A 19,652-nucleotide genomic window follows, 5' to 3' on the forward strand; every position below is an offset into this window, starting at 1 on the left:
CGGTCGCCGCATCCATGCGGCTCACGCCCCCGCAACCGGACCCACCCCGCCTTTGACAGATTTCCGCGATCTGTTCGCTCTTCTGTAGAGCCGAGCCATGCTCGGCTCAAATCTCAGATATCGAAATATTCGATTCCATTGGAAATTCATCCACGCATAGCGTGGATCTACCGTGTCGACCAAGGTCGACACCTACCAACAGCCGCCGGAATCTGTCAGAGGCGGGGCGGTGTCGGAGTGCGGGGTGTCAGCCGCATGGATGCGGCTGCCAAGCCTACATGGACGTACTTGCGGCGTCCCCGCACTCCGACACCGCCTCGCCAACCCACGGAATGCCCGCTCTGTTGACGTTGACGTTGACGTTGACTGCAGCAGGTGCAGGGCTGCAAGCCCTGCCGAAAAACCCTTACCGCACCTGCTCCTGCTTGCGTACGATCGCCATCGCGATCTCCAGCGACTGCTCATAGTTCAACCGCGGGTCCACCGTCGAGCGGTACGCACGCTCCAGGTCACGCTCGGTCAGTTCGCGCGCGCCACCGGTGCATTCGGTCACGTCCTCGCCGGTCAGCTCAAGGTGCACGCCGCCCAAGCGCGTGCCCGCGGCCGCATGCAGATCGAACGACATCTCCACTTCGCCACGCACATTGTCAAAGCGCCGCGTCTTGAAGCCATTGGCGGTGCTTTCGGTGTTGCCATGCATCGCATCACACACCCACAGCACGCGGCGGCCATCACGCTTGACCGCATCCAGCAGCGGCGGCAGCTTCTCGGCAATCTGCGCTGCACCCATGCGGTGGATGAAGCTCAGTCGACCCGGCTCGTCATGCGGGTTGAGCACATCGATCAGGCGCAGCAGCTGGTCCGGCGTCACCGACGGGCCCACCTTGATTGCAATCGGATTGCGCACGCCACGCAGGTACTCCACGTGCGCGCCATCGAGCGCGGCCGTGCGCATGCCGATCCACGGGTAATGCGTGCTCAGGTTCAACCAGCCCTGCTGGCGCGGTACCTGACGGGTCAGCGCCTGCTCGTAGGGCAGCAGCAACGCCTCGTGCGAGGTGTAGAAATCGATGCGGTTGAGGTTGTGCACGCGGGCCCCGGCCAGGGTCTCCATGAAGTGCACGGCATCGCCAATCGACGCCACCATCTTCTGGTAGTCGACCGCCAACGGTGAATGCCGCACCCACTCCAGGTTCCAGTACTCGGGGTGGTGCAGATCGGCGAAACCACCATCGATCAGCGCCCGCACGAAGTTCATCGTCATCGCCGAATGTGCGTGCGCCTGCAGCATCCGCTTCGGGTCTGGCAGGCGTGCCGCCTCGGTGAAGGCCGGCGCGTTGATCACATCGCCGCGGTAGCTCGGCAGCGTCACGCCGTCGCGGGTCTCGGTGTCGGCCGAACGCGGCTTGGCATACTGGCCGGCGAAACGGCCGACGCGGATCACCGGCTGGCGCAGGCCATGCACCAGCACCAGGCTCATCTGCAACAGCACCTTCAGCCGGTTGGAGATGGTGCCCGATTCGCAGTCGCTGAAATTCTCGGCGCAGTCGCCGCCCTGCAGCAGGAAGCGCTTGCCCTCCTGGGCCTCGGCCAGCTGCTGCTTCAGCGCCAGGATCTCCCACGACGTGACCAGCGGCGGCAGCCGCTTCAGCTCGTGCAGGGCGGCGTCCAGCGCCACCGGGTCCGGATAGGTCGGCATCTGCAGCGCGGTCTTGCCACGCCAGCTCTCCGGCGACCAGGCAGCGCCGGCGGCGGTCGCGGCAGGATCGGGAACAGGCGAAACGGCGGACAGGCTCATTGCAGACTTCCGGAGGTGGGGGACGTTCATGGTCGCAGAGCCGACCGCTGTCGCAAAGGGCCGAACGCCGTCTGCACATGACTGAACACCGGGGAAAGGGCATCGCGATCGGCCAGAAACCGCATGCCCACGGCCACCCGGACAGGCGCATGATTCGCCACGAACTGTTACGAAGTAACACTCAATCCCCATTGGCCCCTTCCACAGCCTATCCGCCATGAAGCCCTCCCTGCTTGCTACCGGCATCACCTTCGCCCTGGCCCTGGCCAGCCTGCCCTCCCTCGCCGCAGCTGCCGATACCGCCCTGGTGAAGGACTTCGACACGGTCACCGTCCACGCCCAGCTCGACCAGGCCCGCAATGCGCTGTCGCCGGACATCGGCAGCAGCCAGTACCAGATCACCGCCGAGGACATCCAGAAGCAGCCGCTGGGTGCCTCCGCGCCACTCAGCCAGGTGCTGCTGCAGGCTCCGGGCGTGGTCCAGGACTCCTATGGCGGCGTGCATGTGCGTGGCGACCACGCCAACCTGCAGTACCGCATCAACGGCGTACTGCTGCCCGAATCGATCTCGGGCTTCGGCCAGACGCTGGATGCCCGCACCATCAAGAGCATCCGCCTGATGGACGGCGCGCTGCCGGCGCAGTTCGGCGAACGCACCGCTGCGGTGGTCGATATCACCACCCGCAGTGGCGCCGAGCTCGGCAATGGCGGCAGCGCCGGACTCACCACAGGCTCGTTCGGCAAGATCAATCCGAATGCCTCCTGGTGGGGTAACCAGGGGCGCTGGAGCTGGTTCCTGACCGGCAACTACGACCAGAACGAGATTGGCCTGGAGAATCCCACCGCTTCGCGAAAGCCCCTTCATGACGACACCCACCAGGGCAAGGCCTTCGCCGACCTGACCTACCTGGTCAACGACAACACCCGCCTGAGCGTGTTCGCCGGCTTCGCCAACAACCGCTTCCAGATTCCGGTCAACCCGGGCCAGACGCCGCAGTTCGGCTACCTGGACACCACCACCTTCGATTCCAGCCAGCTGGATCAAACCCAACGCGAGACCACCCGCTTCGGCATGCTGGTGCTGCAGGGCACGCTGGGCAGCACCGCTTACCAGGTCTCTGCCGGGCAGCGCTACAGCGATGTAGGCTTCAATCCCGATATCGTCGGCGACCTGGTGTTCAGCGGCGTCGCCTCCCAGGTCCAGCGCAGCAACCGCGCCAACACGCTGCAGGCCGACTTCTCCACCCCACTGGGCAAAGACCACACGCTGCGCTACGGCCTGTACGGCAATTACGAGAACGCGCGGGCCAGCAACAACAGCTGGGTGTTCCCGGTTGATGATGCCGGCCAGCAGTCCAGCACCACACCGCTGCAGATTCCTGATCGCAGCGCGTTCCATGCCAGCACGCTGGCGTTGTACGCGCAGGACGAATGGAAGCTCGGCGACGACTGGACCGTGAACTACGGCCTGCGTGGCGACCGCTACAAGGCCTTCGGCCACACCGAGGGCCGGCTGAGCCCGCGCGTGGGCGTGGTCTGGAATGCCAGCGACAGCACCACCGTGCACGCCGGCTATTCACGCTACTTCACGCCACCGGCCAGTGAGCTGATCGCCAGCAGCGATATCGCCCTGTACGACGGCACCACCAACCAGCAGCCGAGCGGCGGCAACAACACGCCACTGGCCGAACGCAGCGACTACTACGACATCGGCGTCTCGCAGCAGCTGGGCGAACACCTGACCCTGGGCCTGGACGCGTACGACCGCCATGTCGCGCGCCTGCAGGACGAAGGCCAGTTCGGCGCCGCCTACATCTACTCGACGTTCAATTACCGCCGCGGCCATATCCGCGGCCTGGAGTTCAGTGCCGACTACAGCAACGGTCCTTTCAGTGCCTACTTCAATGCCGCTCTGAACAAGGCCATCGGCACCCAGGTCATCACCGGCCAGTACAACCTCGATCCGGACGCGCTGGCCTATGTGGCCAACCACTGGATCCACCTCGACCACGACCAGAAGCTGACGTCGTCCGGTGGGCTCAGCTACGCCTTCGCCGGGCACAATCGGGTCGGCGCCAACTACGTGTTCGGCAGCGGCCTGCGTTCGGACATCGAGGGCGTGCCCAACGGCGGCGAGCTGCCGTCGTACCTGCAGGTCAATCTCAGCGCAGGCCATGACTTCAACGCCGACAGTGGGCATCCGCTGCATGTGCAGCTGGCGGTGATCAATGCGCTGGACCGCAGCTACCAGCTGCGCGACGGTGGCGGTGTGGGTGTGTTCGCCCCGCAATGGGGACCGCGCCGCGGCGCCTACCTGAGCCTGCAGCAGGACTTCTGAGGACGGACCGTGGTAGGCCGCTGACCGGCATTCGTATGGGACCACACCGTCCCAAGGGTTGCCGGCCAGCGGCCGGCACTACCCAGTAGAGCCACGCCATGCATGGCTACGTTCAGCGCTTGACCTTGCGCAGCGACACCACCAGCGCCCACAGCGCCAGCAGCACGAACCACACGCCCGACCACATCGGCATGGTCAGGCCCAGGAACGTCCAGTCGATGTTGCCGCAGTTGCCGGTACCGGTCAGCACCGTGCGGAACACTTCCAGCGGCCCCATGGTCTCACTCAGGAAGGCCAGCGGCGGGCCACAGGTGGAACCCATTTCCGGCGGCAGCATCTGCACGTAGACGTGGCGCGCGGCGATGCCGACACCCACTGCCGCGGCAATGAAGGCCAGCACGCCATAGGTCGCCCGGCCGGGGCGGTTGGACGGCCCGTGCAGCGCACCGATCAGGAACAGCAGGCCCAGCGCAGCGAACGCCAAACGCTGGAAGATGCACAACGGACACGGCTCCAGGCCCATCTTCAACTGCAGGAAGATGGCGTAGCCGAGCAGGCCTGCGCAGATCAGGAAGCCCAGGAAGAACTGGGCGCGGAAGGGCCAGCGCAGTGGATTCATCGTCAACGCTCGAATGGATCAGGCGCCAAGCGTAACCGAGAGTGCGTGCCATTCGAACCGCCACAGGTGACGCCTGTCGGAACGGTGTGGGTTGGAGGCCGTTCCGCAGGAACGGAATCCGGCCCCTATACGCAAAAGCCCGGCAGTTGCCGGGCTTTTGCTGTGTCGCATTGGAGCAGTCCGATTACTCGGCCACTTCCTCGGCCACGGCCGGACGGTCGACCAGCTCGACGTAAGCCATCGGCGCGTTGTCGCCGGCGCGGAAGCCGCACTTCAGCAGGCGCAGGTAGCCGCCCGGACGGTTCGCGTAGCGCGGGCCCAGGATGGTGAACAGGTTGCCCACGGCTTCGTTGTCGCGCAGGCGGGCGAAGGCCAGACGGCGGTTGGCGACGGAGTCGACCTTGGCCAGGGTGATCAGCGGCTCGGCAACGCGGCGCAGTTCCTTGGCCTTCGGCAGGGTGGTCTTGATCAGCTCGTGCTTGAACAGCGAGGCAGCCATGTTCTTGAACATCGCTTCGCGGTGGGCGCTGGTGCGGCTGAACTTACGGCCAGACTTCTGGTGACGCATGGTGATATTCCTTGGTTAATGATGAGGCTGTGCGGATCGTTGTCGCCATCCTGGCGTTGCTGCGCGGACTGCGGATGGTCCTGGCCGCCCGTCCTGGACGACCTGCCGCGCGAACCTTCGGTTCGTCGTGGCATGTTGTGTTGCGTTGAAGGCTCCACCGTTGCCGGTGGAGCCTCCAGGCATTACCGATATCAGCCCAGCATGCCGTGACTGGCGACGCCGGCCGGCGGCCAGTTCTCCAGCTTCATGCCGAGCGACAGGCCGCGCTGAGCCAGCACTTCCTTGATCTCGGTGAGCGACTTCTTGCCCAGGTTCGGGGTCTTCAGCAGCTCCACTTCGGTCTTCTGGATCAGATCGCCGATGTAGTAGATGCTTTCAGCCTTCAGGCAGTTGGCCGAACGCACGGTCAGCTCCAGATCGTCGATCGGGCGCAGCAGCACCGGATCCACGCCGTTGTTGGCCGGCTTGGCCGCACCGCGGTCGCGGTGGGTGAAGTCACCGAACACCGACAGCTGGTCGCTGAGGATGTCGGCGGCGGTGCGCACGGCTTCCTCGGCATCGATGGTGCCGTTGGTCTCGATATCGATGACCAGCTTGTCCAGGTCGGTACGCTGTTCGACGCGGGCCGCTTCCACGGCATAGGCGACGCGGCGGACCGGCGAGAACGAGGCATCCAGGACCAGACGGCCGATGGCACGGGTTTCTTCGTCCGGACGACGACGCGCGGCAGCCGGCTGGTAGCCGAAACCACGTTCGATCTTCAGACGCATGTTGATTGCCGTGTCCTTGGTCAGGTGGCAGATCACATGGTCGCCGTTCAGGATCTCCACGTTGTGGTCGACCTTGATGTCGGCAGCGGTGACAACGCCCGGGCCCTGCTTGGACAGGGACAGGGTGGCGCTGTCGCCGGAGTGCATACGGATGGCCACGTCCTTGAGGTTCAGCAGGACTTCGAGCACGTCCTCCTGCAGACCTTCGACCGTGGTGTACTCATGCAACACGCCGTCGATTTCGACTTCCGTGATGGCGAAGCCCGGGATGGACGACAGCAGCACGCGACGCAGGGCATTACCCAGCGTATGCCCGTAACCCCGCTCCAAAGGTTCGATAACGACCTTTGCACGGGTGTCGGTAAGGCGTTCGATCTGCGGACCGCGAGGACGCAGAACCTGGTTGGCGGTAACCGTCATGTTGCGGGTTCTCCTAGTGAACCCCCGGCCGTCGCCGGGGGCTCTCCAATGTGAATTACTTCGAATACAGCTCGACGATCAGCGCTTCGTTGATGTCCGCAGGCAGATCCGAACGATCCGGAACAGCCTTGAAGATGCCGGTGAACTTGCCGGAATCCACTTCAACCCACGACGGGCTCAGGTCATGCTGGGCGGCAACGGTCAGGGCTTCCTGGACGCGCAGCTGCTTGGCAGCCTTTTCAGACAGGGCGATGGCGTCGCCAGCCTTGACCTGGTACGAAGCCAGGTTGACCGACTTGCCATTCACGGTGACGCCGCGGTGCGACACCAGCTGACGGGCAGCCGGACGGGTCACGGCGAAGCCCATGCGGTAGACGACGTTGTCCAGGCGGGTTTCCAGCAGCTGCAGCAGGTTCTCGCCGGTGTTGCCCTTCTTGGTCGAGGCCTTCTTGTAGTAGTTGCGGAACTGACGCTCCAGCAGGCCGTAGATACGCTTGACCTTCTGCTTTTCACGCAGCTGGGTGGCGTAGTCGGACAGCTTGCCCTTGCGGGCAGTGGCGCCGTGCTGGCCGGGCTTCTGCTCCAGCTTGCACTTGGAGTCCAGCGCACGCGCCGGGCTCTTCAGGGACAGGTCGGCGCCTTCGCGACGGGCGAGCTTACAGGTAGGACCGATATAACGAGCCATTTCTTATCGCTCCCTTTAGACGCGACGCTTCTTCGGCGGACGGCACCCGTTGTGCGGGATAGGCGTCACGTCGATGATGTTGGTGATCTTGTAGCCGACGTTGTTCAACGAACGCACGGCCGACTCACGGCCCGGACCCGGGCCCTTGATGCGGACTTCCAGCGACTTCACGCCGTAGTCCAGCGCAGCACGACCGGCCTTTTCAGCAGCCACCTGGGCAGCGAACGGGGTCGACTTGCGCGAACCGCGGAAGCCAGCGCCACCGGAGGTCGCCCACGACAGAGCGTTGCCCTGGCGGTCGGTGATGGTGACGATGGTATTGTTGAACGAAGCGTGGACGTGGGCAACGCCGTCGGTGACGACGCGCTTGATCTTCTTCTTGGTCTTAGCAGCGGGCTTAGCCATTTCTCAGTCCCTTACTTCTTGATCGCCTTGCGCGGACCCTTGCGGGTGCGGGCGTTGGTACGGGTGCGCTGGCCACGCAGCGGGAGGCCACGACGGTGACGCAGGCCGCGGTAGCAGCCCAGGTCCATCAGGCGCTTGATCGCGATGCCGATTTCACGGCGCAGATCGCCTTCCACGATGTACTTGCCGACTTCGGCGCGCAGGCGCTCGATTTCCGGCTCCGACAGATCGCGGATCTTGGTGGTCGAAGCAACGCCTGCGACTTCGCAGACCTTCTTCGAACGGGTACGGCCGATGCCGTAAATGCTTTGCAACCCGACCCAGACGTGCTTCTGGGCTGGCAGGTTGACGCCTGCAATACGCGCCATGACGCGGTTCTCCAGCTGAGTGATGGCCGACAGCGCGCCTCGGGCACGCCAATCCGGCAGGATGGATCAAAAAAGTGAACTAGCGATACTAACAAGGTTCCGGTTTACATGGAAGCCCGTGAAACCATTGGTTTCATGAACCCGGCCTGGGGAGTGTGCCCAGGCTCCGGCGCCGGATGGGGTTGGACCTGGGGATTCCCCCAGGGCCGCCCGCGCTACTCCAGCGCGGGACCACCTCATCACACCCCCACCCGGAACCGCTGCGGGGGCCGCCCTTCGTTTGTGTGGCCGGAGTCCGCGAAGCGGAGGGACCATCACGTCAGGAAGACGAAAGTATAACAGGCCAATCAGCCGCGGGCAAAACCGCCGCGGTTGCCGCCCTTCAGGTTGGCCTTCTTCAGCAGGCTCTCGTACTGGTGGGACATCAGGTGCGCCTGCACCTGGGCGATGAAGTCCATCACCACCACCACCACGATCAGCAGCGAAGTACCGCCGAAGTAGAACGAGGCGTTCAGCTGCGTGCGCATCAGTTCCGGCAGCAGGCAGACGATCACCAGGTAGGCCGAACCCGCTGCGGTCAGGCGGGTCAGCACGCCGTCGATGTAATCGGCGGTCGCCTTGCCCGGACGGATGCCCGGAATCAGCGCGCCCGACTTCTTCAGGTTGTCGGCGGTTTCCTGCGAGTTGAACACCAGCGCGGTATAGAAGAACGCGAAACCGGTGATCAATGCTGCAAACACGATCATGTGCAGCGGCTCGCCCGGGCCCAGCGCATTGGCGACCTTCTGCAGGATCTGGCCGAAGCTGCTCTGGTTGGCGGCCTGGCCGGACCACATGGCCAGCGTGGCCGGGAACGCCAGCAGGCTCGAGGCGAAGATCGCCGGGATGACGCCGGCCATGTTGAGCTTCAGCGGCAGGAACGAGGTCTGGTTCATGTACGCGTTGCGACCGCCCTGACGGCGTGCGTAATTGACCGTGATCCGGCGCTGGCCACGCTCGACGAACACCACGAAGAAGGTGAAGGCGAGCACGACAATGGCGATCAGCAGCAGCTGGATGAACTGGATGTTGCCGTCGCGGTAGGCGTCGAAGGTGTGGATGACCGCACCCGGCAGGCCGGCGACGATACCAGCGAAGATGATCAGCGACACGCCGTTGCCGATGCCGCGCTCGGTGACCTGCTCACCGACCCACATCAGGAACATGGTGCCGGCGGTCAGCGCGACCACGGCGGTGAGCACGAAGCCCATGCCCGGTGCGTACACGACCGGAGCGCCCGACGGCGAGACCTGGCCCTGCAGGGCCAGCGCGATCGAGCCGCCCTGCACCACCGCCAGCAGCACGGCGCCGATGCGCGAATACTGGGTGATCTTGCGGCGGCCGGATTCACCTTCCTTCTGCATCGCCTTCAAGGCGGGGAAGATGTGCACGGCCAGCTGCATCACGATCGATGCCGAGATGTACGGCATCACGTTCAGCGCGAAGATGCTGAAACGGTGCAGGGCGCCGCCCGAGAACATGTTGAACATGTCCACGATGCCGCCGCCCTGCTGTTGCATCATGGCAAGCATGGCATCGGGATTGACGCCCGGCACCGGCACGTAGCAGCCGATGCGATAGACGATCAAAGCCCCGACGACGAACAGCAAACGTTGGCGAAGTTCAGTGAACTTGCCCATTCCGCCCGCGAGGTTACCGATGCCAGCTTGCGCCATGATTTTCTTACTCCGTTACGCTGCCGCCGGCAGCTTCGATCGCGGCCTTGGCACCCGCCGTGGCAGCAATACCCTTCAGGGTGAACGCCTTGGTCACTTCGCCCTTGACGACGACCTTGGCCTTCTTTGCGGTGCTCGGGACCAGCTTGGCAGCACGCAGGGCGGCGAAGTCGATCTCACCGGCCGGCAGCTTGTCCAGCGCGTACAGCAGCACTTCAGCGGTGTCCTTGGCGATCGGCGAACGGAAGCCGATCTTCGGCAGACGACGCTGCATGGGGGTCTGGCCGCCTTCGAAGCCAGCCTTGATCTTGCCGCCACCCTTGCGGGCGAACGAACCCTTGTGGCCGCGGCCGGCAGTCTTGCCCAGGCCCGAGCCGATACCGCGACCGACGCGGGTACGCTCGGTGCGGGCGCCCGGTGCCGGGCTCAGTTCATTGAGACGCAGAGTCATGGTCGATTACTCCTCAACCTGGACGAGGTACTGAACCTTGTTGATCAGGCCGCGCACCTGCGGGCTGTCCTTCAGTTCACGCACATCGTTGAGCTTGTTCAGGCCCAGGGCACGCACCGACAGGCGGTGACGCGACTGGGTGCCACGCAGGCCACGCACCAGGCGGACCTTGACAGTCTTGTTGGACTCATTAGCCATGGTTGAGTTCCTCCACCTTCTTGCCGCGCTTGGCCGCGATGCGGGCCGGCGACTGCGCAGCAGACAGGCCCTTCACGGTGGCACGCACCAGGTTGATCGGGTTGCGCGAACCGGTGGCCTTGGCCAGCACGTTCTTCACGCCAACCGCTTCCAGCACGGCGCGCATGGCACCGCCGGCGATGACGCCGGTACCTTCCGAAGCCGGCTGCATGAACACGCGGGCTGCGCCGTGACCATCCTTGATGGTGTGCCACAGGGTGCCGTTGTTCAGGTCAACGCTGACCAGGTTCTTGCGGGCCTGTTCCATCGACTTCTGGATGGCGACCGGCACTTCGCGGGCCTTGCCATAACCGAAACCGACCTTGCCTTCGCCGTCGCCGACCACGGTCAGGGCGGTGAAGGTGAACTGGCGGCCACCCTTGACGGTCTTGCTGACGCGGTTGACCGCGACCAGCTTTTCGATCATGCCGTCGTCGATCTTCTCTTCGCGGTTACGGTCGCGATCGCGACCCCGCTGCTGACGCTCTTCTGCCATGTTGATTCCTTGGTTGTTTGGGTATGTACGGCTCGAGGCCGCTTATGGTTGTGGAATGTCGCGTTGTTCCGGTGGACCACTGCAGAAGAGTGGCGCCGTCCCGCCTCACTCAGGCGGGCGAGCAGGCGGGCAGGAGACCACAGGTCCCCTGCCCTTATCCCTTAGAACTGCAGGCCGGCTTCGCGGGCGGCTTCTGCCAGGGCCTTGATGCGGCCATGGTAGCGGTAGCCCGAACGATCGAAGGCAACCTTCTCGACGCCGGCGGCCTTGGCGCGCTCAGCGACGATACGGCCGACCTTGGCGGCGGCATCGGCGTTCTTGCCGTTCTTCAGACCTTCCATGACGTCGGTCTGGGTGGTGTTGGCGGCAGCCAGCACCTTGGAACCGTCGGCGGTGAAGACCTGGGCGTACAGGTGCTGGCCGGTGCGCAGCACCGACAGGCGGGCGACGCCGAGCTCACGGATGTGGGCGCGGGTCGACTTGGCGCGACGCAGGCGGGCGATGTTCTTGTTCATGATGTTTTTCCTTTGAAAGCGGAAGCGCCTAATTAGGCCTTCTTGGCTTCCTTACGGATGATGACTTCGTCGGAGTACTTCACGCCCTTGCCCTTGTACGGCTCCGGCTTGCGGAACGCACGGATCTTGGCGGCAACTTCACCGACGACCTGCTTGTCAGCGCCCTGGACCAGGATCTCGGTCTGGGTCGGGGTCGACAGGGTGATGCCTTCCGGCGCCACGAACACGACCGGGTGCGAGAAGCCCAGGGACAGGCTCAGGTCCTTGCCCTGCATGGCAGCGCGGTAACCCACGCCGACCAGCTCCAGCTTGCGCTCGAAGCCTTCGGACACGCCCTTGACCATGTTGGACAGGATCGCACGCACGGTACCGGTCAGTGCGACCAGATCGGCGTTCTCGGTGCTCAGGGTGGCAACGCCGTTGTCGACGTTGATGGCAATACCGGCCGGCTTGGCCAGCGACAGGGTGCCCTTCGGGCCCTTGGCGGTGACGCTGTCCGACTGGACGTTCAGTTCAACCTTACCCAGGTCGATCGGCTTCTTGGCTACGCGGGACATAGTTCTACTCCTTTCGCCTTAGGCCACGAAGCACAGGACTTCGCCGCCGACGCCCAGCTGGCGCGCCTGCGCATCAGTCATGATGCCCTTGGAGGTGGAAATGATGGAGATACCCAGGCCGTTCATGACCTTCGGCAGCTCGCTCTTGCCGCGGTACTGGCGCAGGCCCGAACGCGAGAAGCGCTTCAGGGTCGCGATGACCGGCTTGCCTTCGAAATACTTCAGCACGATTTCCAGCTCGGACTTGTTGTTTTCCAGCTGGGTCACGCGCAGGTCGGTGATGTAACCCTCGTCCTTCAGGACCTGGGCGATCGCAACCTTGATCTTGGACGACGGGGCTTTCACCGTCTGCTTGCCAACCGCGGCCGCATTCTTGATGCGGACCAGCAGGTCGGCGATGGGATCAGTCATGCTCATATGAGTACCTTTGAGTGCACCGATATCCGCTTTCGCGAAAATCTGTTGTCTCCTGGAAACGGGCCAGGTCCCTTGATGCAGCGGGCCGGAAGCCCACTCCTACAACCCCGTTTGCACAGGGCAAGACGCGAGAGTATACGCCAAAAGAGCCCGGCTTGCGCCGGGCTCTTCGGTTTTTTTGCGTCGGGAAGGCTGAATGCCTCCCCTGCCCGGTTCAGGAACCCCCGGAGGGGCTCCTGATCGCAGGGCCGGCTGGGATTACCAGCTGGCCTTGCGCAGACCCGGGACGTCGCCGCGCATGGTGGCTTCACGCAGCTTGTTACGGCCGAGGCCGAACTTGCTGTAGACGCCACGCGGACGACCCGACAGCTCGCAACGGTTGCGCTGACGGCTCGGCGACGAATCGCGCGGCAGCTTGGCCAGCTTGGTTGCGGCGTCGATCTTCTCTTCGTAGGTCGCGTCCACGGAGGACACGATCTTCTTCAGAGCCGCACGCTTTTCGGCGTACTTCTTTGCCAGCTTTTCCCGCTTGATGTCGCGGTTGACCATGGAGGTCTTTGCCATTTCGGTTTCCTCGACAGATCAGTTACGGAACGGGAACTTGAACGCTGCCAGCAGCGCCTTCGCTTCCGCGTCGGTCTTCGCAGTGGTGGTGATGGCGATATCCATACCGCGGATCGCGTCGACGGCGTCGAAGTCGATTTCCGGGAAGATGATCTGCTCCTTCACACCCATGTTGAAGTTGCCGCGGCCGTCGAAGGAACGACCAGAAACACCACGGAAGTCGCGCACGCGCGGCAGCGAGATGTTGATCAGGCGATCCAGGAACTCGTACATCTTGTGGCGACGCAGCGTGGTCTTGCAGCCGATCGGCCAACCATCGCGGATCTTGAACGACGCAACCGACACACGCGACTTGGTGACAACCGGCTTCTGGCCGGAAATCTTGGTCATGTCGCCGACGGCGTTTTCCAGGATCTTCTTGTTGGTGGCCGCTTCGCCGACACCCATGTTCAGGGTGACCTTGACCAGCTTCGGCACTTCCATCGGATTGGTGTAGCCGAACTGCTTCATCAGCGCCGGCACCACTTCGTCCTTGTAGAACTTTTCGAGACGGGAACTCATCTTCTCATTCCTCAGGCGTCGAGCGCCTCACCGCTGGAGCGGAACACACGCAGTTTGCGTCCATCCTCCAGCACCTTGAAGCCAACGCGTTCGCCCTTGCCCGAAGCCGGGTTCAGAACATTCACGTTGGAGATATGGATCGAAGCTTCGCGCTCGACCACGCCGCCGGCAACACCTGCCTGCGGGTTCGGCTTGGTGTGGCGCTTGACGATGTTCACGTTGGCGACGACCACACGGTCGCCGTCGACGCGGACGACTTCGCCCTGCTTGCCCTTGTCCTTGCCAGCGTTGACGACAACCTGGTCGCCCTTCTTGATACGGTTAGCCATGATTATCTCCTGTCGCTCACAGCACTTCGGGAGCGAGCGAGACGATCTTCATGAACTTCTCCGAACGAAGTTCACGGGTCACCGGCCCGAAGATACGGGTACCGATCGGCTCCTGCTTGCTGTTCAGCAGAACGGCAGCGTTGCCGTCGAAGCGGATCAGCGAGCCGTCGGCGCGACGCACACCCTTGCGGGTACGCACCACGACGGCGTCATACACTTCACCCTTCTTGACCTTGCCGCGCGGAATCGCATCCTTCACGGTGACCTTGATGATGTCGCCGATGCCGGCGTAACGGCGCTTGGAACCACCCAGCACCTTGAAGCACATCACCTGCTTGGCACCCGAATTGTCCGCGACGTCAAGGTAGCTCTGCATCTGGATCATGATTCAGCTCCTTATTCAGCCGCGCGCGTGATGACTTCCACCACGCGCCAGTTCTTGGTCTTGGACATCGGAGCAATCTCGGTCACGCGGACGACATCGCCTTCCTTGCAGGCGTTGTCGGCATCGTGGGCGTGCAGCTTCGTCGAGCGCTTGATGTACTTGCCGTACAGCGCGTGCTTGACCTGACGCTCAACCAGGACGGTAACCGTCTTGTCCATCTTGTTGCTGACGACACGGCCTTCGACCGTGCGCAGCGTCTTCTTTTCAGTATTGTCGCTCATAGCGGCCATCCTTACTTCGTGCTGCCGAGCAGAGTCTTGACGCGAGCAATCTCGCGACGGACCCGGCGAATGTCGTGGGTCTTCGGCAGCTGGCCGGTGACCTGCTGCATACGGACAGAGAACTGTTCCTTACGCAGGTCGATCAGGTGGGCCTTGAGTTCGTCAGCCGACTTTTCACGGAGAGTTTTGATATCCATCAGCGCACCGTACGGGTCACGAAAGTGGTGGTGACCGAGAGCTTGGCGGCGGCCAGGCGGAACGCCTCGCGAGCCACTTCCTCGGAAACACCCTCGATTTCATAGATCATGCGGCCGGGCTGGATCTGGGCCACCCAGTATTCCACGTTACCCTTACCAGAACCCATTCGGACTTCGATGGGCTTCTTGGTGATGGGCTTGTCGGGGAACACGCGGATCCACATCTTGCCGCCGCGCTTGACGTAGCGGCTGATCGAGCGGCGGGCCGCTTCGATCTGACGCGCGGTCAGCTGACCGTGTGCGGTTGCCTTCAGGCCGTATTCGCCGAAGCTGACAGCGTTGGCGCTCCAGCTCAGGCCATCGTTACGGCCCTTGTGTACCTTGCGGTACTTGGTTCGCTTGGGTTGCAACATTGTCGTTACCTCGCTTCACGGGCCGGGCGCTGACGGTCACCACGATCGCCGCGATCGTGACGATCGTTGCGCGACGGGGTGTCGTCCTGCTTTTCCTGGCCAACCTGGGAGAAATCGAAGACCTCGCCCTTGTAGATCCAGACCTTGATGCCGATGATGCCGTAGGTCGTCTTGGCTTCAGCGAAGCCATAGTCGATGTCGGCACGCAGGGTGTGCAGCGGCACGCGGCCTTCGCGGTACCACTCCGAACGGGCGATTTCTGCACCGTTGAGGCGGCCACCCACGTTGACCTTGATGCCCAGGGCACCCAGGCGCATCGCATTGCCGACCGAGCGCTTCATTGCACGGCGGAACATGATGCGACGCTCCAGTTGCTGGGCGATCGACTCGGCAACGAGCTGCGCGTCCAGTTCCGGCTTGCGCACTTCGGTGACGTTGATGTGCGCCGGGACGCCCATCATTTCGCTCACTTCCTTGCGCAGCTTCTCGATGTCCTCACCGCGCTTGCCGATCACCACGCCCGGACGGGCGGTGTGGATCGTCACGCGAGCGGTCTTGGCCGGACGCTCGATCAGGATCTTGCTGATGCCAGCCTGAGCCAGCTTCTTGCGCAGCATGTCGCGCACTTTCAGGTCGGCTGCCAGGTAACCAGCGAACTCGGCCTTGTTGGCGTACCACTTGGAGTTCCAGTCCTTGGAAATGCCGAGGCGGATACCAATCGGATGAACTTTATGACCCATGGTCTTTTCCTTATCCGCTTACTTGGCGGCGCCCACAACCACAGTGATGTGGCTGGTGCGCTTGAGGATGCGGGTACCGCGGCCTTTCGCCCGCGCCATGAAACGCTTCAGGGTCGGACCTTCATCAACCATGATGGTCTGAACCTTCAGCTCGTCGACGTCGGCGCCCTGGTTGTTCTCGGCATTTGCAATAGCCGACTCCACCACCTTCTTGATCAGGTGGGCAGCCTTCTTGTCCGAGAACTTCAGCAGGTTGACCGCACGTTCGGCCGGCAGACCGCGCACCTGGTCAGCGACCAGACGAGCCTTCTGCGGGGAGATGCGCGCAGTGCGCAGGATGGCTTTCGCTTCCATTGTCATCTCTCCTTACTTGCCCGACTTCTTGTCACCACCGTGACCCTTGAAGGTCCGGGTGATGGCAAATTCGCCGAGCTTGTGGCCGACCATGTTCTCGTTGACGAGAACCGGGATGTGGTTCTTGCCGTTATGCACGGCAATGGTGACGCCTACCATGTCAGGCAGGATCATCGAACGGCGCGACCAGGTCTTGATCGGCTTCTTGCTGCCCGCAGCGGCCTCCACCTTCTTGACGAGGTGGTGATCGACGAACGGGCCCTTCTTGAGTGAACGTGCCATGGTCGATTAGCCCCTACGATCGCGGACGATGAACTGCTGAGTGCGCTTGTTATGGCGCGTCTTGTAACCCTTGGTCGGGACACCCCACGGGGTGACCGGATGCGGATTACCCTGGCCGGCCTTCGCCTCACCACCACCGTGCGGGTGGTCAACCGGGTTCATGGCAGCACCACGAACGGTCGGGCGGACGCCGCGCCAACGCTTGGCACCGGCCTTGCCCAGCTTTTCCAGGCTGTGCTCGTCGTTGCCGACTTCGCCGATGGTGGCGCAGCACTCGACCGGAACCTTGCGCATTTCACCCGAGCGCAGGCGCAGGGTGGCGTAGATGCCTTCGCGAGCCACCAGCTGCACGGCCGCACCAGCGGCGCGAGCGATCTGAGCGCCCTTGCCCGGCTTCAGTTCGATGCAGTGGATGGTGGTGCCGACCGGGATGTTGCGCAGCGGCAGGGTGTTGCCAGCCTTGATCGGAGCATCCGAACCAGCGATCACCTGATCACCAGCCTTCAGGCCCTTCGGGGCGATGATGTAGCGACGCTCACCGTCGACGTAGCACAGCAGAGCGATGTGGGCGGTGCGGTTCGGATCGTATTCGATGCGTTCCACGCGCGCCGGGATGCCCAGCTTGTTGCGCTTGAAGTCGATGATGCGGTAGTGCTGCTTGGCACCACCACCGACGTGACGCACGGTGATGCGGCCATGGTGGTTACGACCACCCGAGCGGCTCTGCGACTCGACCAGCGCGGCGTGCGGAGCACCCTTGTGCAGGTCGGGAGTGACCACGCGCACGGCCGAACGGCGGCCGGGGGAAGTGGGCTTGAATTTCATCAATGGCATGGGATGTACCTCAGGCCTTGGCCGTTACATCGATCGACTGGCCATCGGCCAGGCGAACGTACGCCTTGCGCCAATCGCCGCGGCGGCCAGCACGGTTACGGAAGGACTTGTTCTTGCCCTTGACGTTGACCACGTTGACGGCTTCGACCTTGACGTCGAACAGCTGCTCAACCGCGGCCTTTACATCGGCCTTGGTGGCTTCGTTCGAAACTTCGAAGACATACTGGTTGGAGAGTTCCTGCAGGCGCGCGGTCTTTTCGGAGACACGCGGGGCACGCAGCACGCTGAAGATTTTTTCGTTGCTGTTCATGCCAGCCACTCCTCGACCTTCTTGACCGCGTCAGCGGTGATGACGACCGTGTCGGCACCCACCAGCGAGACCGGATCCAGACCCTGGACGTCACGCACCTGCACGTACGGCAGATTGCGGGCGGACAGGTACAGGTGCTCGGACGCTTCTTCGGTGACGATCAGCGGGCGCTTGCCCACTTCCAGGCCGGCCAGCTTGGCGATCAGACCCTTCGTGTTGGTCACTTCGACGTCGAAGGACTCCACGATGGTCAGACGGCCCTGACGGTTCAGCTCGGACAGGATCGCGCACATGGCGGCACGGTACTGCTTGCGATTGACCTTCTGCTCGAAGCTGCGCGGCTTGGCCGCGAAGGTGACACCGCCGCCGACGAAGATCGGAGCCGTCAGTGCGCCATGACGCGCGCCGCCGCCCTTCTGCTTCTTCGACTTCTTGGTGGTACCAGCCACTTCGGAGCGAGTCTTCTGTGCCTTGGTGCCGGCGCGACCGGCGTTGCGGTAGGCAACGACGACCTGGTGGACCAGATCTTCGCTGAAATCGCGACCGAACACGGCGTCGGAGACCGAGACCTTGTTGTTGCTACCCGTGATAACGAGTTCCATCGTCATCTCTCCTTATGCCTTGCTCGCCGGACGGACGATCACGTCGCCACCCGCCGCGCCCGGAACGGCGCCGCGAACGGCGATCAGACCGCGCTCGACGTCGACCTTGACCACTTCCAGGTTCTGGGTGCTCTGCTGCACCGCGCCCATGTGGCCCGACATCTTCTTGCCCGGGAAAACACGACCCGGGGTCTGGCGCTGACCCAGCGAACCCGGCGCGCGATGCGACAGCGAGTTACCGTGGGTTGCATCGCCCATACGGAAGTTGTGGCGCTTGATGGTGCCCTGGAAGCCCTTACCCTTGGTGACACCCTGGACGTCGACGATCTGGCCGACTTCGAAGATGTCCGCCTTGACTTCGCCGCCAACGGCGAAATCGCCGAGCTGCGCGTCTTCAACGCGGAATTCCCACAGGCCACGACCCGCTTCCACCTTCGCCTTGGCGAAGTGGCCGGCTTCCGGCTTGTTGACCAGGGCAGCGCGACGCGCACCGACGGTCACCTGCACGGCGCTGTAGCCGTCGGTTTCGACGGTCTTGATCTGCGCGATGCGGTTCGGGGTTGCTTCGATCAGGGTCACCGGGATGGAGCGGCCATCTTCAGTGAACACGCGGCTCATGCCGGCCTTGCGGCCCACGAAGCCCAACGAATACTTCTTCGTCATGGTCGTAGTCCTCAGGTCAGCTTGATCTGAACGTCGACGCCGGCAGCCAGTTCGAGCTTCATCAGCGCGTCCACGGTCTTGTCATTCGGGTCAACGATATCGAGCACGCGCTTGTGCGTGCGGGTCTCGTACTGGTCACGCGCGTCCTTGTCGACGTGCGGGGAAACGAGAACGGTGTAACGCTCGATCTTGGTCGGCAGCGGGATCGGGCCACGCACTTGCGCGCCGGTCCGCTTTGCCGTTTCAACGATCTCGCTGGCCGAACGGTCGATCAGACGATGATCGAACGCTTTCAGCCGGATCCGGATCTTTTGGTCCGCCATGGCGGTAGGTTCCTTCGTTAAAAGAGCGACAGACAAAGCCTCTGGGTTGCTTTGCCCCATGAAATTCCTGAATACGGACGGCCCACACTCCTGCAGGCCGCCAAGGTCACTCCATAGACCTCAAAAACGTAGGCAGACCCGCTCCCAGGCCTGCCCAGACGTAGAAGCATAATGGCACGCAAGGCAGCTGTCAACAGTCGCCTGTTGACGCCGCCTGAATGGCATTGACCCTTCCTGGTCCGGGGAACACAAGGCACATCCTGTGCCTGCTTTCCCATTTGATACGCCCCGATGCCCTACCCAGGCAACATCGGGGCGCAGATACTACCAGATTACTCGATGATCTTCGAGACCACGCCGGCGCCGACGGTACGGCCACCTTCGCGGATGGCGAAGCGCAGGCCTTCGTCCATTGCCACCGGGTTGATCAGGGTGACGACCATCTTGACGTTGTC

General features: G+C 63.3%; 30 protein-coding genes and 1 pseudogene. 1 reads left to right on the forward strand and 30 read right to left on the reverse strand.

Features of this window, described 5'->3' with window-relative positions; translation table 11 throughout:
* Positions 1 to 406: 406 nt before the first annotated feature.
* Complete coding sequence (locus tag D7Y61_RS21450; protein WP_180869233.1) at positions 407 to 1,798, reverse strand: class II 3-deoxy-7-phosphoheptulonate synthase; 1,392 nt, start codon at positions 1,796 to 1,798, stop codon at positions 407 to 409.
* A 217-nt stretch (positions 1,799 to 2,015) separates the two neighbouring features.
* Here D7Y61_RS21450 and D7Y61_RS21455 point away from each other — a divergent pair, with 217 nt between their 5' ends.
* Complete coding sequence (locus D7Y61_RS21455; RefSeq protein ID WP_180869235.1) at positions 2,016 to 4,136, forward strand: TonB-dependent receptor; 2,121 nt, start codon at positions 2,016 to 2,018, stop codon at positions 4,134 to 4,136.
* A gap of 112 nt (positions 4,137 to 4,248) precedes the next feature.
* Here the strand turns inward: D7Y61_RS21455 and D7Y61_RS21460 are convergent, their stop codons facing one another.
* The 29 genes and pseudogenes from D7Y61_RS21460 to tuf all read right to left on the reverse strand — a co-directional run.
* Positions 4,249 to 4,755 carry a disulfide bond formation protein B gene (locus D7Y61_RS21460; RefSeq protein WP_010483974.1) on the reverse strand — a complete coding sequence of 169 codons (507 nt, stop codon included), beginning with the start codon at positions 4,753 to 4,755 and terminating at the stop codon, positions 4,249 to 4,251.
* Positions 4,756 to 4,939: 184 nt separating this feature from the next.
* Positions 4,940 to 5,323: a 50S ribosomal protein L17 gene (rplQ, locus tag D7Y61_RS21465; RefSeq protein WP_053519752.1), complete on the reverse strand. Its 384-nt coding sequence runs from the start codon at positions 5,321 to 5,323 to the stop codon at positions 4,940 to 4,942.
* 191 nt (positions 5,324 to 5,514) lie between these two features.
* Positions 5,515 to 6,513: a DNA-directed RNA polymerase subunit alpha gene (locus D7Y61_RS21470; protein WP_005408216.1), complete on the reverse strand. Its 999-nt coding sequence runs from the start codon at positions 6,511 to 6,513 to the stop codon at positions 5,515 to 5,517.
* Positions 6,514 to 6,568: 55 nt separating this feature from the next.
* Entirely contained in the window at positions 6,569 to 7,198 is a 630-nt protein-coding gene (gene rpsD / locus D7Y61_RS21475; protein WP_004145446.1) for a 30S ribosomal protein S4, read from the reverse strand.
* Positions 7,199 to 7,213: 15 nt separating this feature from the next.
* The gene (rpsK, locus tag D7Y61_RS21480) at positions 7,214 to 7,603 is read right to left on the reverse strand and encodes a 30S ribosomal protein S11 (protein ID WP_004145443.1); all 390 of its coding nucleotides are present in this window, start codon (positions 7,601 to 7,603) and stop codon (positions 7,214 to 7,216) included.
* Positions 7,604 to 7,614: 11 nt separating this feature from the next.
* Positions 7,615 to 7,971: a 30S ribosomal protein S13 gene (gene rpsM, locus D7Y61_RS21485; protein WP_004154500.1), complete on the reverse strand. Its 357-nt coding sequence runs from the start codon at positions 7,969 to 7,971 to the stop codon at positions 7,615 to 7,617.
* A gap of 347 nt (positions 7,972 to 8,318) precedes the next feature.
* Positions 8,319 to 9,686, reverse strand: coding sequence for a preprotein translocase subunit SecY (secY, locus tag D7Y61_RS21490; RefSeq protein WP_004154499.1), 1,368 nt, complete (start codon positions 9,684 to 9,686; stop codon positions 8,319 to 8,321).
* A gap of 7 nt (positions 9,687 to 9,693) precedes the next feature.
* Positions 9,694 to 10,137, reverse strand: a complete 444-nt coding sequence (gene rplO, locus D7Y61_RS21495; protein WP_004154498.1) for a 50S ribosomal protein L15 — start codon at positions 10,135 to 10,137, stop codon at positions 9,694 to 9,696.
* Between the two features lie 6 nt (positions 10,138 to 10,143).
* Positions 10,144 to 10,335 carry a 50S ribosomal protein L30 gene (rpmD, locus tag D7Y61_RS21500; RefSeq protein ID WP_005408214.1) on the reverse strand — a complete coding sequence of 64 codons (192 nt, stop codon included), beginning with the start codon at positions 10,333 to 10,335 and terminating at the stop codon, positions 10,144 to 10,146.
* Positions 10,328 to 10,870 (reverse strand): 30S ribosomal protein S5, encoded by a 543-nt coding sequence (gene rpsE / locus D7Y61_RS21505; protein ID WP_005408213.1) that lies wholly within the window; start codon positions 10,868 to 10,870, stop codon positions 10,328 to 10,330. The genes rpmD and rpsE overlap by 8 nt, the downstream gene beginning before the upstream one ends.
* 161 nt (positions 10,871 to 11,031) lie before the next feature.
* The gene (rplR, locus tag D7Y61_RS21510) at positions 11,032 to 11,385 is read right to left on the reverse strand and encodes a 50S ribosomal protein L18 (RefSeq protein ID WP_005408212.1); all 354 of its coding nucleotides are present in this window, start codon (positions 11,383 to 11,385) and stop codon (positions 11,032 to 11,034) included.
* A gap of 32 nt (positions 11,386 to 11,417) precedes the next feature.
* Positions 11,418 to 11,942, reverse strand: coding sequence for a 50S ribosomal protein L6 (gene rplF / locus D7Y61_RS21515; protein WP_005408211.1), 525 nt, complete (start codon positions 11,940 to 11,942; stop codon positions 11,418 to 11,420).
* An 18-nt stretch (positions 11,943 to 11,960) separates the two neighbouring features.
* A complete protein-coding gene (gene rpsH, locus D7Y61_RS21520; protein ID WP_005408210.1) occupies positions 11,961 to 12,359 on the reverse strand; it encodes a 30S ribosomal protein S8 in 399 nt (132 codons plus the stop codon).
* Between the two features lie 258 nt (positions 12,360 to 12,617).
* Entirely contained in the window at positions 12,618 to 12,923 is a 306-nt protein-coding gene (rpsN, locus tag D7Y61_RS21525) for a 30S ribosomal protein S14 (protein ID WP_005408209.1), read from the reverse strand.
* Between the two features lie 18 nt (positions 12,924 to 12,941).
* Positions 12,942 to 13,484: a 50S ribosomal protein L5 gene (gene rplE / locus D7Y61_RS21530; RefSeq protein ID WP_004154491.1), complete on the reverse strand. Its 543-nt coding sequence runs from the start codon at positions 13,482 to 13,484 to the stop codon at positions 12,942 to 12,944.
* 11 nt (positions 13,485 to 13,495) lie between these two features.
* Entirely contained in the window at positions 13,496 to 13,813 is a 318-nt protein-coding gene (gene rplX, locus D7Y61_RS21535; protein WP_004154490.1) for a 50S ribosomal protein L24, read from the reverse strand.
* A gap of 16 nt (positions 13,814 to 13,829) precedes the next feature.
* Positions 13,830 to 14,198, reverse strand: coding sequence for a 50S ribosomal protein L14 (gene rplN / locus D7Y61_RS21540; protein WP_004145357.1), 369 nt, complete (start codon positions 14,196 to 14,198; stop codon positions 13,830 to 13,832).
* Positions 14,199 to 14,209: 11 nt separating this feature from the next.
* Positions 14,210 to 14,479: a 30S ribosomal protein S17 gene (gene rpsQ / locus D7Y61_RS21545; protein WP_004154489.1), complete on the reverse strand. Its 270-nt coding sequence runs from the start codon at positions 14,477 to 14,479 to the stop codon at positions 14,210 to 14,212.
* Between the two features lie 11 nt (positions 14,480 to 14,490).
* A complete protein-coding gene (gene rpmC / locus D7Y61_RS21550) occupies positions 14,491 to 14,676 on the reverse strand; it encodes a 50S ribosomal protein L29 (RefSeq protein ID WP_004154487.1) in 186 nt (61 codons plus the stop codon).
* Complete coding sequence (gene rplP / locus D7Y61_RS21555; protein ID WP_004154486.1) at positions 14,676 to 15,089, reverse strand: 50S ribosomal protein L16; 414 nt, start codon at positions 15,087 to 15,089, stop codon at positions 14,676 to 14,678. The genes rpmC and rplP overlap by 1 nt, the downstream gene beginning before the upstream one ends.
* A 5-nt stretch (positions 15,090 to 15,094) precedes the next feature.
* On the reverse strand, positions 15,095 to 15,829 hold the full coding sequence (gene rpsC, locus D7Y61_RS21560; protein WP_005415414.1) for a 30S ribosomal protein S3: 735 nt from the start codon (positions 15,827 to 15,829) through the stop codon (positions 15,095 to 15,097).
* An 18-nt stretch (positions 15,830 to 15,847) separates the two neighbouring features.
* Positions 15,848 to 16,183, reverse strand: coding sequence for a 50S ribosomal protein L22 (rplV, locus tag D7Y61_RS21565; protein ID WP_004145348.1), 336 nt, complete (start codon positions 16,181 to 16,183; stop codon positions 15,848 to 15,850).
* 12 nt (positions 16,184 to 16,195) lie between these two features.
* Positions 16,196 to 16,465, reverse strand: coding sequence for a 30S ribosomal protein S19 (rpsS, locus tag D7Y61_RS21570; RefSeq protein WP_004154485.1), 270 nt, complete (start codon positions 16,463 to 16,465; stop codon positions 16,196 to 16,198).
* A 6-nt stretch (positions 16,466 to 16,471) separates the two neighbouring features.
* A complete protein-coding gene (gene rplB, locus D7Y61_RS21575; protein WP_004145339.1) occupies positions 16,472 to 17,299 on the reverse strand; it encodes a 50S ribosomal protein L2 in 828 nt (275 codons plus the stop codon).
* Positions 17,300 to 17,309: 10 nt separating this feature from the next.
* Entirely contained in the window at positions 17,310 to 17,609 is a 300-nt protein-coding gene (gene rplW / locus D7Y61_RS21580; protein WP_004145338.1) for a 50S ribosomal protein L23, read from the reverse strand.
* Entirely contained in the window at positions 17,606 to 18,211 is a 606-nt protein-coding gene (rplD, locus tag D7Y61_RS21585) for a 50S ribosomal protein L4 (protein ID WP_004145337.1), read from the reverse strand. The genes rplW and rplD overlap by 4 nt, the downstream gene beginning before the upstream one ends.
* A 12-nt stretch (positions 18,212 to 18,223) precedes the next feature.
* A complete protein-coding gene (gene rplC / locus D7Y61_RS21590; protein ID WP_004145336.1) occupies positions 18,224 to 18,874 on the reverse strand; it encodes a 50S ribosomal protein L3 in 651 nt (216 codons plus the stop codon).
* An 11-nt stretch (positions 18,875 to 18,885) separates the two neighbouring features.
* Complete coding sequence (gene rpsJ, locus D7Y61_RS21595; RefSeq protein ID WP_005408208.1) at positions 18,886 to 19,197, reverse strand: 30S ribosomal protein S10; 312 nt, start codon at positions 19,195 to 19,197, stop codon at positions 18,886 to 18,888.
* 332 nt (positions 19,198 to 19,529) lie between these two features.
* Positions 19,530 to 19,652 (reverse strand): annotated as a pseudogene (tuf, locus tag D7Y61_RS21600) (elongation factor Tu); the annotation flags it as partial.

It is taken from the genome of Stenotrophomonas maltophilia (genome assembly GCF_013464485.1).
Classification (GTDB): Bacteria; Pseudomonadota; Gammaproteobacteria; order Xanthomonadales; family Xanthomonadaceae; genus Stenotrophomonas; species Stenotrophomonas maltophilia_AW.